The 12385-nt window shown below is 61.8% G+C and carries 17 protein-coding genes; 12 read left to right on the top strand and 5 right to left on the bottom strand.

Annotation, left to right across the window (positions count from 1 at the left end; all coding sequences use genetic code 11):
* Positions 1-266: 266 nt before the first annotated feature.
* A complete protein-coding gene (locus I2I05_RS22520) occupies positions 267-890 on the bottom strand; it encodes a putative quinol monooxygenase (RefSeq protein WP_230688448.1) in 624 nt (207 codons plus the stop codon).
* A 74-nt stretch (positions 891-964) separates the two neighbouring features.
* The gene (locus I2I05_RS20295; protein ID WP_196284093.1) at positions 965-1591 is read right to left on the bottom strand and encodes a TMEM175 family protein; all 627 of its coding nucleotides are present in this window, start codon (positions 1589-1591) and stop codon (positions 965-967) included.
* A gap of 951 nt (positions 1592-2542) precedes the next feature.
* Between I2I05_RS20295 and I2I05_RS20290 the strand changes: the two genes are divergently transcribed.
* From I2I05_RS20290 to I2I05_RS20270, 5 genes are all read left to right on the top strand, one after another.
* Positions 2543-2995: a helix-turn-helix domain-containing protein gene (locus I2I05_RS20290; RefSeq protein WP_196284092.1), complete on the top strand. Its 453-nt coding sequence runs from the start codon at positions 2543-2545 to the stop codon at positions 2993-2995.
* A 111-nt stretch (positions 2996-3106) separates the two neighbouring features.
* Complete coding sequence (locus I2I05_RS20285; RefSeq protein WP_196284091.1) at positions 3107-3982, top strand: AraC family transcriptional regulator; 876 nt, start codon at positions 3107-3109, stop codon at positions 3980-3982.
* A gap of 103 nt (positions 3983-4085) precedes the next feature.
* Complete coding sequence (locus tag I2I05_RS20280) at positions 4086-4535, top strand: DUF983 domain-containing protein (protein WP_230688447.1); 450 nt, start codon at positions 4086-4088, stop codon at positions 4533-4535.
* 281 nt (positions 4536-4816) lie between these two features.
* Positions 4817-6817 carry a sensor histidine kinase gene (locus I2I05_RS20275; RefSeq protein WP_196284090.1) on the top strand — a complete coding sequence of 667 codons (2001 nt, stop codon included), beginning with the start codon at positions 4817-4819 and terminating at the stop codon, positions 6815-6817.
* A gap of 45 nt (positions 6818-6862) precedes the next feature.
* Positions 6863-7285: a response regulator gene (locus I2I05_RS20270; protein WP_196284089.1), complete on the top strand. Its 423-nt coding sequence runs from the start codon at positions 6863-6865 to the stop codon at positions 7283-7285.
* Positions 7286-7550: 265 nt separating this feature from the next.
* Here the strand turns inward: I2I05_RS20270 and I2I05_RS22015 are convergent, their stop codons facing one another.
* Positions 7551-8051 (bottom strand): M15 family metallopeptidase, encoded by a 501-nt coding sequence (locus I2I05_RS22015; RefSeq protein WP_317192385.1) that lies wholly within the window; start codon positions 8049-8051, stop codon positions 7551-7553.
* A complete protein-coding gene (locus I2I05_RS20260; RefSeq protein WP_196284088.1) occupies positions 8014-8295 on the bottom strand; it encodes a hypothetical protein in 282 nt (93 codons plus the stop codon). Before I2I05_RS20260 ends, I2I05_RS22015 begins: the two co-directional genes overlap by 38 nt.
* A 96-nt stretch (positions 8296-8391) precedes the next feature.
* Here I2I05_RS20260 and I2I05_RS20255 point away from each other — a divergent pair, with 96 nt between their 5' ends.
* From I2I05_RS20255 to I2I05_RS20225, 7 genes are all read left to right on the top strand, one after another.
* Entirely contained in the window at positions 8392-8646 is a 255-nt protein-coding gene (locus tag I2I05_RS20255; protein ID WP_196284087.1) for a hypothetical protein, read from the top strand.
* A complete protein-coding gene (locus tag I2I05_RS20250; protein WP_196284086.1) occupies positions 8643-9458 on the top strand; it encodes a hypothetical protein in 816 nt (271 codons plus the stop codon). The genes I2I05_RS20255 and I2I05_RS20250 overlap by 4 nt, the downstream gene beginning before the upstream one ends.
* A complete protein-coding gene (locus I2I05_RS20245; RefSeq protein ID WP_196284085.1) occupies positions 9455-9922 on the top strand; it encodes a lysozyme in 468 nt (155 codons plus the stop codon). The genes I2I05_RS20250 and I2I05_RS20245 overlap by 4 nt, the downstream gene beginning before the upstream one ends.
* Positions 9919-10416, top strand: a complete 498-nt coding sequence (locus I2I05_RS20240; protein ID WP_196284084.1) for a hypothetical protein — start codon at positions 9919-9921, stop codon at positions 10414-10416. Before I2I05_RS20245 ends, I2I05_RS20240 begins: the two co-directional genes overlap by 4 nt.
* Before the next feature lie 212 nt (positions 10417-10628).
* Complete coding sequence (locus I2I05_RS20235) at positions 10629-10916, top strand: hypothetical protein (RefSeq protein WP_196284083.1); 288 nt, start codon at positions 10629-10631, stop codon at positions 10914-10916.
* A 114-nt stretch (positions 10917-11030) separates the two neighbouring features.
* Complete coding sequence (locus tag I2I05_RS22475; protein ID WP_196284082.1) at positions 11031-11294, top strand: antitoxin VbhA family protein; 264 nt, start codon at positions 11031-11033, stop codon at positions 11292-11294.
* 76 nt (positions 11295-11370) lie between these two features.
* The gene (locus tag I2I05_RS20225; RefSeq protein WP_196284081.1) at positions 11371-11796 is read left to right on the top strand and encodes a hypothetical protein; all 426 of its coding nucleotides are present in this window, start codon (positions 11371-11373) and stop codon (positions 11794-11796) included.
* 106 nt (positions 11797-11902) lie between these two features.
* Here the strand turns inward: I2I05_RS20225 and I2I05_RS20220 are convergent, their stop codons facing one another.
* Entirely contained in the window at positions 11903-12310 is a 408-nt protein-coding gene (locus tag I2I05_RS20220; protein WP_196284080.1) for a SpoIIAA family protein, read from the bottom strand.
* Positions 12311-12385: the final 75 nt, after the last annotated feature.

Raw genomic sequence — 12385 nt, 5'->3', positions numbered from 1 at the left:
TACATCACCGCAACCGTTCCGGAACGCCACGCAAACGTGCCCATTTCGTGAATATCACAAATCAGCTTGTTCCTATCCGGCTTATCCGTCAATACCTTAACGGCCACCTGAACGCCCTGATTTTGAACTTGAATAAAGCGGTGAAACTTCCATCCTGGGCGAAAAGAAAACCATCCTCCAGACAAGAAGCAATGAAATCTTCCTCCTCAGAGCCGCTGATGATATAGTGTTTATCGCCCGAAGCAGTCCGGTTGTTTTTAATGTAATCAAGAATTAAAATTCTCCGCCGTAACCTTAAGCAAATCCATATCCGGGATACTGCCAAGCAACGAAAGCGCATGTTTGGTTAATTCCTGGGGAATACGGCCCGCGAGGTGTTTTAAACGGCCACCATTGTCAGGAAAAACATCGAAAATGCCATACTCCCCATTAGGCAGGCGGATAGCAAACCACGCAATCGTCTCTTCTTCTGCCATGGCCAACGGCTGGGCATCTTTTAAAAATTGTACCACCTCCTGCTCGTGGCCCTCTTTCGCTTTAAAGGTGAGCAATAGTCCTTTTGTATTAGGTTCCGCTGGCGGTTGGGAGGGTAGTTTGCTGGCAAGTACCTCTATTTTCTGGATATGCGGGGAGGTTTCAAATAATTCATCTGCTTTCTGCAGCAAGGCGCTGGCAACCGCCCCGTTAAGATGGGCATCCCGGGATTCTTCATCAGGGAAGAAATCGACGATGCCATATTCAGACCGGCCAAAACGAACGGCAAACCAGGCTTTTGTTCCAGCCTCCTGCCGTACTAATGGAAGGGCAGAAGAAAGAAAATCTTCCACCTCGTCATCCTTGCCATGTTTCGCCTCTAAACGAACGAGTAATCCTTTTGTAGTCATCGTCATGGTTCAATGAATTAAGATGATTCTTTGAATTTTGTCTATTAAAGTGTTAGAAATTAACAGCTTCCTATGCTTGTCTATTCCAAAGTTGGGTTTTCCTGTTTCATCCTTATTTCACTCAGCCGGGGAAAGGCAAAATAGACATATAACAGCAAAACAGGGACGATGCTAAAAGGTACGCTCCACAGGCAGATGGTTAAGGCGGCCAGGTGCAGCGCAGGGGCGATGGCATATTCTATTGTCAGCCGACGAATGAGCCGCTTATCGGTGCCGTCTTTCAACAGTTCATCCCGGCTAATGGCGTACCACCAGGTACAATTATAGAACAAGGTCATCAACACCAACGTCCCGTGGTATATCAGGGCGGCCGTACGCTCGTCGGGTTTGCCGACATGACGGGCCAATAGCCCGGTGGTAAAGGATTGCAGGGTAACAAACATCAAAAACAGAATATTCAGGAGAAGCAGGTACTGGTCCGTCTGCTTGATGTAACTAAACATGTTGTGGTGGTTGGACCAGGCAATACAGATGAACAGGAAAGACGCCGCGAAGGCCGCATAATGCGGCCAGAGTTTCACAATCTCCTGTAGCAAGCCCGTTTCCGTTTCGGGCTTAGGCAGTTCGGTCGCCAGCAAGGTTGCCGCGATGGCCAACACGGCGTCGCTGAAATATTCGAGCCGGTCCGTTGGTCGATGGTTGTGCATACGAACTTTTCAACATTAACTGCCCTGAAACATAGAAGCAGCCCATAAAGCATCAACCCCAACGTGGTGCAGCCGGCGCCCACGTTGGGGTTGATGCTTAAAGGCAACCCTCTTTTCAGCTGTCAGTTATACGCCCCCTTTCCATCATGGGCCAGCGGATTACTACGGAGATTCGCCGGGATAAACCCGTAATCGTTACGGCATCGGTTTCCCCTCGTGCCTCGCTGAGGCCGCATTGCTGGCCGCCCGGTTAGCGCTTCGCTCGGGGCTACACGGACTTGTCTTGTCCTATCCGGTAAGCTGAACAACCCTGCCGCTAAGTCAAAGCCCTGCTGGCGTAAACCAGCAGGGCTTTGACTTAGCGGCAGGGTTGTTCAGAAAAACGAGCGTTCGAGTGATTTTCATCAACGAGGCGAACTCTGCCCTAGCATTGAGCTTGACTGCCGGACGATGAAGAAGCTTCTCTTCTTTTGTTTATCACTTTATGCCGTTAGCGGCATGGCGCTCTTGTATTTGTGTTTGACCGGGTGGGTTACATATGGGCATGGACTCGGGGACGTATTCGCCCTGCTCCTGCACACGATTGTGTACCTGCTGGTGTCCACCTTGGCTAGGCTTATGCGCAGGCTCACAGGCATCGGGTACGTCTTTGTTCTGCTGGTGATGCTGGTTCATCTCGGCGTACTGGGCCTGCAACTAACCGTTTTTCGGGGAGTGGAATACCCATTGAATCACCAGCTATACTATCGATACAGAGCAGTAGGTTAACTCTTATGCTTGTTCAATGAAACGGTCCAAAAGTAAACGCAGAGGTGAAGTTGCCAGATGTTATTCGAGTTAGATTCCGCTGTTTTCTCTGCCCGCAAATGTGCCGGAGATGCCCGCCTCTGTCCTATCGGCATCGGTGACCAGGTGACGAATTTTGCAGGAGAACACTAACTCCTTGCGCTCATGTCTCCAACTCATGCGTCCGTCGGGCTGCCGCCGCCCCGCCAGGAGTTGCCGCTTCCATTCCCGGTTGTGGCTCCCGTTGGCCAGACCCCCATGGGGCTACCGCTGCTCCTGAACGAGCGGCACTGGCAAGTGCGGGCATTTGCCCACTTGGTTGACCAGCAGTTCCGAACGCTGAAAACGGTGAGTGGCTACGCCGCGCAGCTTTCCTTGAGCCCCAACCACCTCAATGCCCTCTGCCGCCGGCTGCTGCACCAGACCGCCAGCGACGTGCTGCACGCCCGCATCGTGGCCGAAGCGCAAAGGCTGCTAACCCAATCGGGTTCCTCCGTGGCTGCCATCTCCGTGGCCCTGGGCTTTGCCGATGCGTCGTACTTCTGCCGCTACTTTAAAAAGTACGTGCGCCAGACGCCGTTGGCCTTCCGCCAGGCCCTGTCCCCGGCGCACGATTAGCACCGGGAACCTAGCGGCATCGTATCGCGGCCGCCGGTGGCTCGTAACGCCGGGCGAAAATTGCGTAAGTTCGGGCAGAATCGTTCCGCCGACTTTGCCCAGGGCCTGCCTATGAAAACGCCGAGCCTGCCCGTACTGGCCCTTGAGCACTTTTCCGAGCCCCACCGGCCCGGCCCGGGCTACTACATCGAGCGGCTGGAAGACCACCTGGCCCGCTTTCCGGTCGTGAGCCGGCCCCACGCCCACAGCTTCTACCTGCTGCTCTACATCACGCAGGGGCAGGGCACGCATACCATCGACCTGGTCACCTACGAGCTGCAGCCCGGCGGACTGTACTTCCTGGTGCCCGGCCAGGCCCACAGCTGGGTGTTGTCGCCCGATGCGCAGGGCTGTATCCTCTTTTTCAGTGCGGCCTTTTACCAGCGTCAGTACCCGGCCGACCGTCTGGCGGCCTACCCGTTTTTTAACCCGGCGTACGCCCCCGTGCTCTATCTGCCGCCCACAGAAAACACGCTGCACGGGCTGTTTGCCCGCATTTTCGAGGAAAATGCCACGCCCGCGGCCAATCGCAACGAAGTGGTAGGGGCCTATGTATACCTGCTGCTGGAGCTGGCCGCCCGCTTTTACGGGCAGGAGCAGGAGCGGCACGCCCCGTCGCACGGCCTGCAGCAGGTGCGCGCCTTCAGTCAGCTGCTTGACGCGCATTTCCGCACCGAGAAAACCGTGCGGTTTTACGCCGACCGGCTGGCCGTGACGGCCAACCACCTCAACGCCCTGTGCCGGCAGTTCCTCAACCAGACGGCCAGCGAGCTGATTCATGAGCGGGTCATCACCGAAGCCCAGCGGCGGCTGGCCCACTCCGCCGACCCGGTGGGGCAGGTCGCCGACTACCTGGGGTTTGACGACGCGTCGTACTTCACGCGCTACTTCAAAAAATACGTGGGCCTGACACCGGAAGCCTTTCGGCAGCAGCAGCGGGCCCGTTAAGGGGGCCATCCGTTGATTTGTCCGGTAGGTGCCCGCATATGGGCTGACACCCGCCCTGGAGGGGAGCCTAATTTTGTATCGTTCAATTAAGCTCCTGAAAATCATGGCCCCAATTGCCTCGAACACCTCCGCTCTGCTCGCCCTGCGCTGCCCCCGTTGCCACGAAGGCAAAATCTTTACGTCGCGGGCGTTCAGCTTCAGTTTTGCCGACATGCCCGCGGTCTGCCCCGTGTGCGGGCAGCCTACCGAGCCCGAGCCCGGCTTCTACTACGGGGCCATGTTTGTAAGCTACGCTTTCTCGGTGGCAATTTTTGCCGTCACGGCCGCGGCGCTGTACTTCCTCTTCGGCGACCCCGCGATTTGGGTATACGTGGTGGTAGTGGGGCTGAACGCCATGCTTTTTACGCCACTCTCGGTGCGCTACTCGCGCATGCTGATGCTCTACTTATTCGGTGGGGTGCCTTACACGCCCGACTGGGTGCGCTACGAGCCGCGGGCCCGGCGCACGGCCCCGGCTTCGATACGAACAGAGCCCGGGCTGAAGTCTTCCTAAGGGCTGTGCGCCCCATCTGGAAGCCCCGCCTCCCGGTCCAAGGGGCGCACATGGCCGGTATTGGTTTTCGCCTAATCGGCAGGTGTAAAGCGTGCCTACGGCCGTAGCCAGCGCGGCCGCGCACCCTTCCGACTCGCGGCCAACGCCAACGGCTGCCCTCCCGGTCCAAGGGCCCCAGACCGCTCGGCCTTCACCCGCCCCGTATGGAAGCACGGGCAGCCCGCTAGATGTTTACAGGGCCTGATATCGTTTGGGCCACAGCTTTCTGTTCCCGCTTCCCCATGCCCACCCCTCCGGCCAGCCTCCCATCCCTCCCCGCTGTTGAGCTCCACGCCCTGCTGGCGGTTTCCTTCAGCGCCCTGGCCTTGTGGCGCCCCCTCTACGGCCCCGACGGGGCCGCTGTCACGGACTTTGCCTGTGAGTACCTGAACCCCGCCGGGCAGCAGATGCTCGGCCAGCCCGAACGGCCCGAACAAACCTTCCTGACGCTCTTCCCCAACGCCTGCGAGAACGGCCTAATTACTTGCTGCTGCCGCGTGTTTGCCACCGGCGAGGCCGGCCACTTCGAGGCCAACCACCCGGCCGATGGCCGGGACAACTACTGGCACCTCGCCGCCCGGCGCGGGGGCGAACTGCTGGCCACCAGCTTCACTGACCCCGCTGGCGAAACCACTCTGCGCGCAAACCACCGCGCCGAAGCCCGGCAGGCCGAGCTGCTGGCGGCGGCTCAGCGCCGGGCGCAGGAGCGCGAGGAGTTCGCCCAGGTGTTTGCCCATACCCCGGCGGCCATTTGCATCCAGTGTGGCCCGGCCCACCGCTACGCGTACGTCAACGCCGCCTACCAGCAGTTCTTCCCCGACCGCCAGCTGCTCGGCCGCCCCGTGGCCGAAGCCCTGCCCGAAACCGTGGACGCCGGCGTGGTGGACCTGCTCGACGCCGTGTACCGCACGGGCGAAACCTATTACGGCCACGAGCAACCGCTGCTCGTGGCCCGGCCCGGGGGGCAGGCGCCGAAGCCGATGTACTTCACCTTCACCTACCAGGCCTACCGCGAAAACGGGGAGGTCGTGGGCATCTCCACCTTCGCCTTCGACGTGACGGAGCAGGTGCTGGCCCGCCAGGAGCGCGAACGCCAGCGCCAGCAGCTGGAGGACTTGTTCATGCAGGCCTCGGCCCCCATCGTCGTCCTCGACGGGCCCGACCACGTCTTCACGCTTGTCAACCCCGCTTACCAGCGCTTTTTTCCTGGCCGGGAGCTGCAGGGCAAACCCTTGCGCGATGCCCTGCCGGAGCTGGCCGATACGCCCGTTCCGACGCTGCTGCGCCAAGTGTACACCTCCGGCGAAACCTGCGTCGCCGAGGAAATGCCGCTGCAGATGGCCCGCTCGGCCGGCGGCCCGCTGGAGGAGATGTACTGGACGTTTTCCTTCCAGGCCCACCGCGACGCGCACGGCGACATTGACGGCATCCGGGCGTTTGCCCAGGACGTGACCGCCTCGGTGCGGGCCCGGCAGCAGCTGCAGGAAGCCAATCAGGCCCTCACCGAAAGCAACCGCCAGCTCACGCGCACCAACACCGACCTGGACAACTTCATTTACACGGCCTCGCACGACCTCAAAGCCCCCATCACCAACCTCGAAGGCCTGCTCCATCTCCTGCAACGGGTGCTGCCCCTCCCGGCTCGCCAGCAGGAGGGCGTGCAGCCCGTGCTCGACCGGATGCAGCAGTCCGTGGACCGCTTCCAACTGACCATCGCCCAGCTCACCGACCTCACCAAGCTGCAGCGGGCCGCCGCCGAGCCGGCCGAGCCCGTGGACCTTGCCCGCCTCATCGAAGACGTGTGCCTGGACCTGGCCCCGCAGTTCGCCGCCACCGAAGCTCGCTTGACTGTGGACGTCACCGGCGGCCCGCGGCTGGCCTTTGCGCCCAAAAACCTGCGCAGCCTCGTCTACAACTTGCTCAGCAACGCCGTCAAATACCACCAGCCCGGCCGCCCGCCGGTGGTTCACCTGCGCAGCCACCGCACCGAAAACGGGGCCGCCGTGCTCGAGGTGCAGGACAACGGCCTCGGGCTGAACGCGCGCCAGCAGGCCAAGCTCTTTGGCCTGTTTCGCCGCCTGCACGACCACGTCGAGGGCTCGGGCATCGGCCTCTACATGGTCAAGCGCATTGTGGAAAATGCCGGCGGCACCATTGCCGTGAGCAGCACGCCGGGCATAGGGTCCACCTTCACCATTACGCTCCCAGGGACTGCCCTTCCTGAAACAACAACCGCGGTTTAGGTTGCTATCCTCTACTCCTTATTCGCTTCCCTACTATCCTATACGATGAAGAAAATTCCCGCTATTCTACTGGTCGATGATGACGACATCACCAACTTTCTCAACAAGCAGGTCTTGAACCACCTCGGCGTTGCCGACCAGGTGCTGGTGGCCACCAACGGCGAGCAGGCCCTGAACATCCTGGCCCGGCCCGACAGCTCATTCAGCCCCGCCCACCCCGTACTGGTTCTGCTCGACCTCAATATGCCCGTCATGGACGGATTCGAATTCCTCGAAGCCTTCCAGGCCCTACCCCCCGCGCAGCAGCAGCGTGCCGTCGTGGTCGTGCTCACCACCTCCCTGAACAGCCACGACCTGGACCGAACCACCAACCTGCCCATCGCCGGCTTTCTTAACAAGCCGTTGAATGAAGAGAAAGTCGCCACCCTGCTGCGTATCCATTTCGGACCGCTGGTAACCGCCGAATGAGATTGCCGGCCACGCATTCGCTCTAATCAGTTCAGCGAAAGGGTCGTGGCTGTTGCAGAACTCTAAAGCGGGTTCAAAATCAGGTGGCAACGGTCGCAGCGACATGCAGAAATGCAATTTACAGCCGGTTTGCGGCGAGACTCATGCTGTAGCAACAGCACTGGGTGTCCGAAACCGAGTTCTGCAACAGCCACAGTCCAATATCAATTCCTATAACCCTGCTATGAAACGAGCGGACCATCTGGCCCGCTCGTTTCATTTGCCCCTACACCTCAAAGTGCGGCCGGTCCTTGAACCCCGGCCAGTCGCCGCCCCAGCGCACTCGTGCATCCGCCGCCTTCATCAGCCGCGCAAACTTGCTCAGCAGCAGCCCCGACCACGATACCGACCCATCGGCCAGCAGAAACGCCACGTCCAGCGCCCGGCTCGGCAGCGCATTGTGCTTCGATTCCCCGCCGCGCTTATAGGTCACCACCGGCCCCGGCGCACTCCGCCCGCGGGAGTACAGTTCATCCTGCACCGCCACCGACCGGTGTCCCTCCGTCACAATTGGCAACCCCAGCAGCCGCAGCCCCGGGTCACCCGACCAGCGCCGCAGCGCTACCCGGTATGCCTCCGCCAGCTCCGGCCGCACCTCCGCCAGCCGCGCCGCCTGCCGCACCATCTGCGCCACATTCAGCCGCGGCGCCGCGCGCTTGCTCACCGCATAAGTAGCCCGGTCCTCCATGTTACGTGGTACCGGCGCTACCCGCCGACTGTTCAACACTTCCATCGCCTGAAGCCACCGCGCCCGGCTCCACCGTCAGCGCCGACAGCCCCGCCGTCAACGACCCCACCAGCACCAGGTACCCGGCCACCGACACCACGGCCGCCGGCAGCGCCACCGGGGCCGTCACCAGTACCAGGCCCAATCCGCCAATGGCCTTGCCCATCGCACTCACCTTGCGCCAAAACGTCGGCGATGGCAGCGCCACCCGGTCCAATACACTTAACTTCTTAGCAGTTTCCATGCGCAAAAACAGTTGAGAGTGAAGAAAATATAACCCCATAGCCAGCCCCAAACCCTAGCTTTTCCCGGCATCGATTGGTGGCTCAGCAGGGGAGGAGTGCTGCTCGGCTTTGCCCACGGCTTTTCGCAGCACGAAAAGGGGCTGTTTTTCCTCTCGCAGCTGGCGATTGCGCCTTTTGTCATCTTCCACCTGCGCAGCCTGATTATCTCCTTTAGCAAGCTAGGACTGGTAGACGCCGGCGTGGCGGATCTGCTGCAAAAGCGCATTACCCGGGCCGTAGAGGCCGAACCTGCCCCGACTGAGCCCGCGCCGGTCCCCACCGAAAAACTCGCTTTACCCGTCACCCCATGATTCGATTTAGCCTCGACGACAAAGCTCATTTCCTGCCGGAGCGCTACGGCGAGCTCACGGCCCGCCAACTGCTGGCCGCCGCTCCGCACCTGAGCCAGGACTCGGTCGCCGCCCGGCTAGCCATCGTGCAGGCCTGGTGCCCGAAGCTGAAGGATAAGCAGCTGCGCCGGCTCACGCCCGACCAGCTTTGGGATTTGGTGAGTTTGGTGGGGTGGGTCTGGAAAGAGGAACTCGACGCCTCGGCCTTGCCCAGCTTCAAGCACCGGGGCCGGGTGTACCTGCTGCCCGAGGCCAACCTCACGGATGCCGTGCTGGTCGAATACGCGATGGCCACGCTCTTTTTTCACCACTTCGCCCGGCCCCGCCAACCGCAGCCCCGCGCCCTCGACCAGTTGGTGGCCACGCTCTGCCGGCCGGCCGCCGTGGGCGTGGACGAAAACGACCCGCGCTGGGACGGACAGCGCCGCGAGCGGTACCACGGCAAGATTGCCGAGGCCCGCGCCCTGGAACTGACCGATTTGCCGCTGGGGCACAAAGTCGTCGCGCTGCACCACTTCCTCAAGGCCCAGCGCTTCGTGCACCGCGCCTACGCTGACCTCTACAAAAAGCCCGAGCCGGCCGGCGAAGGCCCCGCCCCGAAGGTGGGGCCCGTGGGCGATGGCACGGAGGTGCTGGAAATGCTGGCCGAGTTAGCCGAGCGCGGCACCTACGGCACCTACGAGCAAGTGGCTTACACGAGCCTGCACACCGCTTTTTTCAACCTGGCCAAACAGGCCCGTCGCCGGCGCGAAGCCGAGAGAACCCAAGCATGAAAATTTCCCCAGCAGGGCTCGACCTGATTAAGCGAGAAGAGCGGTTCATGGCCCGCAAGTACTTCTGCTCGGCCGGCAAGGCCACGATTGGCTACGGCCACGTGATACTGCACGGCGAGGAAAAGTACCTCTACGCCACGCTGAGCGAAGCCGAGGCCAGCGCCTTGCTCCAGCGCGACGTGGACCGTACCTACGGCGCCCACGTGGCCAAGCGCCTCACGCGGGCGGTGACCCAAACCCAGTTCGACGCGATGGTGAGCCTGTGCTTCAACATCGGAACCGCGGGCTTTGACAAGTCGAGCGTGCTGCGCCTGGCTAACCTGGGCAGCACCGATACCGCCGCCATCACGGCCGCGTTCGGGGCCTGGAACAAGGTCACCAATCCGCGCACCCGCGTCTTGGAGCCCAACCGGGGCCTGACCCTTCGTCGCGGCCGCGAGGCAGCACTTTTCCTGCAACGATGAGAACCCCGCTACTCCTGGCCGTGTGGGCCCTGAGCCTAGCTTCGTGCGTGAGCAGCCGGCTCGCTGAGCCGCCGCCCACGCCGTCGGTCGCCCTCGTGAGCACGCCCCTGGTGCTCGACTCACTGGCCCAGCTGCCGGCGTACCTGGTACCGGCGCCGGCCGGCAGCACGCCCCGCCAGCGCCGGCAGTGGCAGAAGGCCCAAGCTGCCAACCTGGCCCGGTCCGGCCTTGCGCCGCGCACGGTTAAAATCAAGCAAAGCGCCGTGGCCACGGGCGCTGGCAGTACGGCTCTTACCAAGCCCGCCGGCTCCGTCGCAGCCGGGGCCGGTGCGGTAGCCACCACGGTTACCAAGCCCAAGGCACCCGTGGCGGCGGCCCCAGGTGCGGTGGCTACGGCAACGACCGAGCAGGGGCTGAGCTACTGGTGGCTGCTGGTGCCGGTAGCGGGCGTGCTGTACTGGCAGCGGAAACGGCTGGCGATGCTGTTGCTTTGACTCGTTAGTCTGTTTACTTGACCGATTCTGTGAACGGAGTGACGCCCACTTGGCTGCTGCGGCCCCGTCGCCCGCGGGCGCTCGAATCCGTTGCCAGCCTATATTCAAGCGTCTGAATAGTAGCATTAAACCAGGTTCCCAAATGAACCGTAGGGAGGACGGGGACAGTTGTTCGCCCCGGTCTTTGGCGAAGATTTTGCTATTCCCTCCGTATGATGAAATATTGTCCTGATACAGCCTTGGTGCGGCAGCTGCGGGCGGGCCTGCGCCAGGTGCAAGAAATGAAAATTCGAACGCCCGCGGAGGGAGCCGGCTTGCACGAGCAGGTGGGCCGCCTGACGGCGGCGTTGGCCGACCTGGACACCGAGCAGCACCCGGGCCTGCCCCTGGTGCGGGAACGGCTGCGGGCCTGGACCCACGAGCGTGGGCAGGGGTCGGAGGCCGAACGGCACGCCTGCTTGGTGAGTGTGCTGCAAACGACCCTGCGCCAACTCCGCTAGGGCGACCGCCCGTGCCCCCGCCGGCGGTTTGCGCCGGCTCAACCGTAGTAAATAAATCACATTTTATTATACTAAATCATTATCTTACAGGGCCTCCGCTTGATTCGGCCCCATATGCCCTTGTTTTTGCCGTTACTGCTCTGCCCCGGGGCTGCAGACCCGGCCCGCGCACACCGGGTGCGCGAGGTCGAGAACGCCGTCTTGAGCCAGATCTACGAGGGGTACCCGCCCTCGCCGGCGGCCTGGGCACAATTGTGCCGCTACGTGGCGGGGGAGGTGTCCCGGGAGGAAGGCTTTCGGGGGCTCTATACCCATTACACCGCCGCCCGGCGCGGGCGCGGGGGCCCGCCCAAGCCGGCGCCGGGAAGCCCCGCATAGGCCGTTGACCGCGAGGACTATGCTTCCGCATTACCCGGTCCCGCTGGCGCGGGGCGGCGACGCAGCTCGACTTCCCATGACTAAAAGCATCTCCGGCGTCTTGATTCGATTCGTGCTGCTGCTGCTTGGAAGCGCCTGGCTGGCCTACCGCACGTGGCCCGTGTATGCGTTGCATCTGCTCTACCAAGAGGCCGACGCGTCGGTGGGCCTCTTGCCGGATGGGCGGTTGCACATTCGGTTTTTCAACGCGTTTGAAAACCACGAGACCTCCGTGACCCGGCCGTTATGGACGGGCGAGCGCTTCCAATTCGTGGGGCCGGTGCTCCGGGTACGGTATGCCTGGGCCTGTCCCGACGCCGTCGTTGTGTACGGATTAGATAATATCCCCGCCTTCTGGCTGCCCGCGCTGCTCCAACTCGCGTTCCTCTTTACACTGTTCGTCAGCGGGAAACAGGCCGTAAACGTCTTGGCCCGGCGCGCCGAACCGGGTGAGGGCAAGTAGTCGCTCGTTCTAAGTGAACAAAGCGCCTATACCTGCGGACCATTTTCCTAAACTTCGTTTCCACCGACGGAAGCTTCCCCTGTTCACAAGGCAGTTCCGGGGGGCGCTAGGTGGATTGGAGCCACTGGCGGGCGTCGGATTCCTGCTCAAAGTAGCGAAACTCCAGCGGGCCGGTCAGGCGGCTACCGACCGCCCGCGCCGCCTGCCGGTGGTCTTCGCGGGAGCATTCCACAATTGCACAATGGCTGTAAGCGCAGTCGGCAATGGCTTGAGGAATCGACTGCTCCACAATCCACGTCTGCATCTCCTCTGACAGGGCCTGGCGGTCGGTTTGGTCGGTTAAGAGTTTGCAGGTCTCGTGGTAGCGCAGCGCCTGCAGGGTGTGGGCGTACAAGGACTGCAACTCGGCGGACGTGACCGGCGCGTCTGACCATTTCAAGGCCACAAAGCCGAGGGGGTCGTAGGTGATGCTACCGAGCGGATTGCGGTAGTACAAGAGGGCAACAGGGGTCAACTGAGGTGGTCTAGCTAAGCCGGACACAATTGGGACGTGGTTTGGAGTTGGGATTCGAAGTGGTTGGGCGATTGA

It is taken from the genome of Hymenobacter jeongseonensis (assembly GCF_015694725.1).
Classification (GTDB): Bacteria; Bacteroidota; Bacteroidia; order Cytophagales; family Hymenobacteraceae; genus Hymenobacter; species Hymenobacter jeongseonensis.
Note: the sequence above shows the minus strand (reverse complement) of the source record. Positions and strands in the feature narration are given on the sequence as shown.

What these genes read in the sequence shown, in the direction of transcription:
- I2I05_RS20280 (WP_230688447.1), top strand. Translation starts at nt 4,086, where the DNA reads ATGGCCCCAATTGCCTCGAACACCTCCGCTCTGCTCGCCCTGCGCTGC.
- I2I05_RS20250 (WP_196284086.1), top strand. Translation starts at nt 8,643, where the DNA reads ATGATTCGATTTAGCCTCGACGACAAAGCTCATTTCCTGCCGGAGCGC.
- I2I05_RS22475 (WP_196284082.1), top strand. Translation starts at nt 11,031, where the DNA reads ATGCCCTTGTTTTTGCCGTTACTGCTCTGCCCCGGGGCTGCAGACCCG.
- I2I05_RS20235 (WP_196284083.1), top strand. Translation starts at nt 10,629, where the DNA reads ATGATGAAATATTGTCCTGATACAGCCTTGGTGCGGCAGCTGCGGGCG.
- I2I05_RS20225 (WP_196284081.1), top strand. Translation starts at nt 11,371, where the DNA reads ATGACTAAAAGCATCTCCGGCGTCTTGATTCGATTCGTGCTGCTGCTG.
- I2I05_RS20295 (WP_196284093.1), bottom strand. Translation starts at nt 1,591, where the DNA reads ATGCACAACCATCGACCAACGGACCGGCTCGAATATTTCAGCGACGCC.
- I2I05_RS20270 (WP_196284089.1), top strand. Translation starts at nt 6,863, where the DNA reads ATGAAGAAAATTCCCGCTATTCTACTGGTCGATGATGACGACATCACC.
- I2I05_RS20260 (WP_196284088.1), bottom strand. Translation starts at nt 8,295, where the DNA reads ATGGAAACTGCTAAGAAGTTAAGTGTATTGGACCGGGTGGCGCTGCCA.
- I2I05_RS20285 (WP_196284091.1), top strand. Translation starts at nt 3,107, where the DNA reads ATGAAAACGCCGAGCCTGCCCGTACTGGCCCTTGAGCACTTTTCCGAG.
- I2I05_RS20245 (WP_196284085.1), top strand. Translation starts at nt 9,455, where the DNA reads ATGAAAATTTCCCCAGCAGGGCTCGACCTGATTAAGCGAGAAGAGCGG.
- I2I05_RS20240 (WP_196284084.1), top strand. Translation starts at nt 9,919, where the DNA reads ATGAGAACCCCGCTACTCCTGGCCGTGTGGGCCCTGAGCCTAGCTTCG.
- I2I05_RS20290 (WP_196284092.1), top strand. Translation starts at nt 2,543, where the DNA reads ATGTCTCCAACTCATGCGTCCGTCGGGCTGCCGCCGCCCCGCCAGGAG.
- I2I05_RS20275 (WP_196284090.1), top strand. Translation starts at nt 4,817, where the DNA reads ATGCCCACCCCTCCGGCCAGCCTCCCATCCCTCCCCGCTGTTGAGCTC.
- I2I05_RS22520 (WP_230688448.1), bottom strand. Translation starts at nt 890, where the DNA reads ATGACGATGACTACAAAAGGATTACTCGTTCGTTTAGAGGCGAAACAT.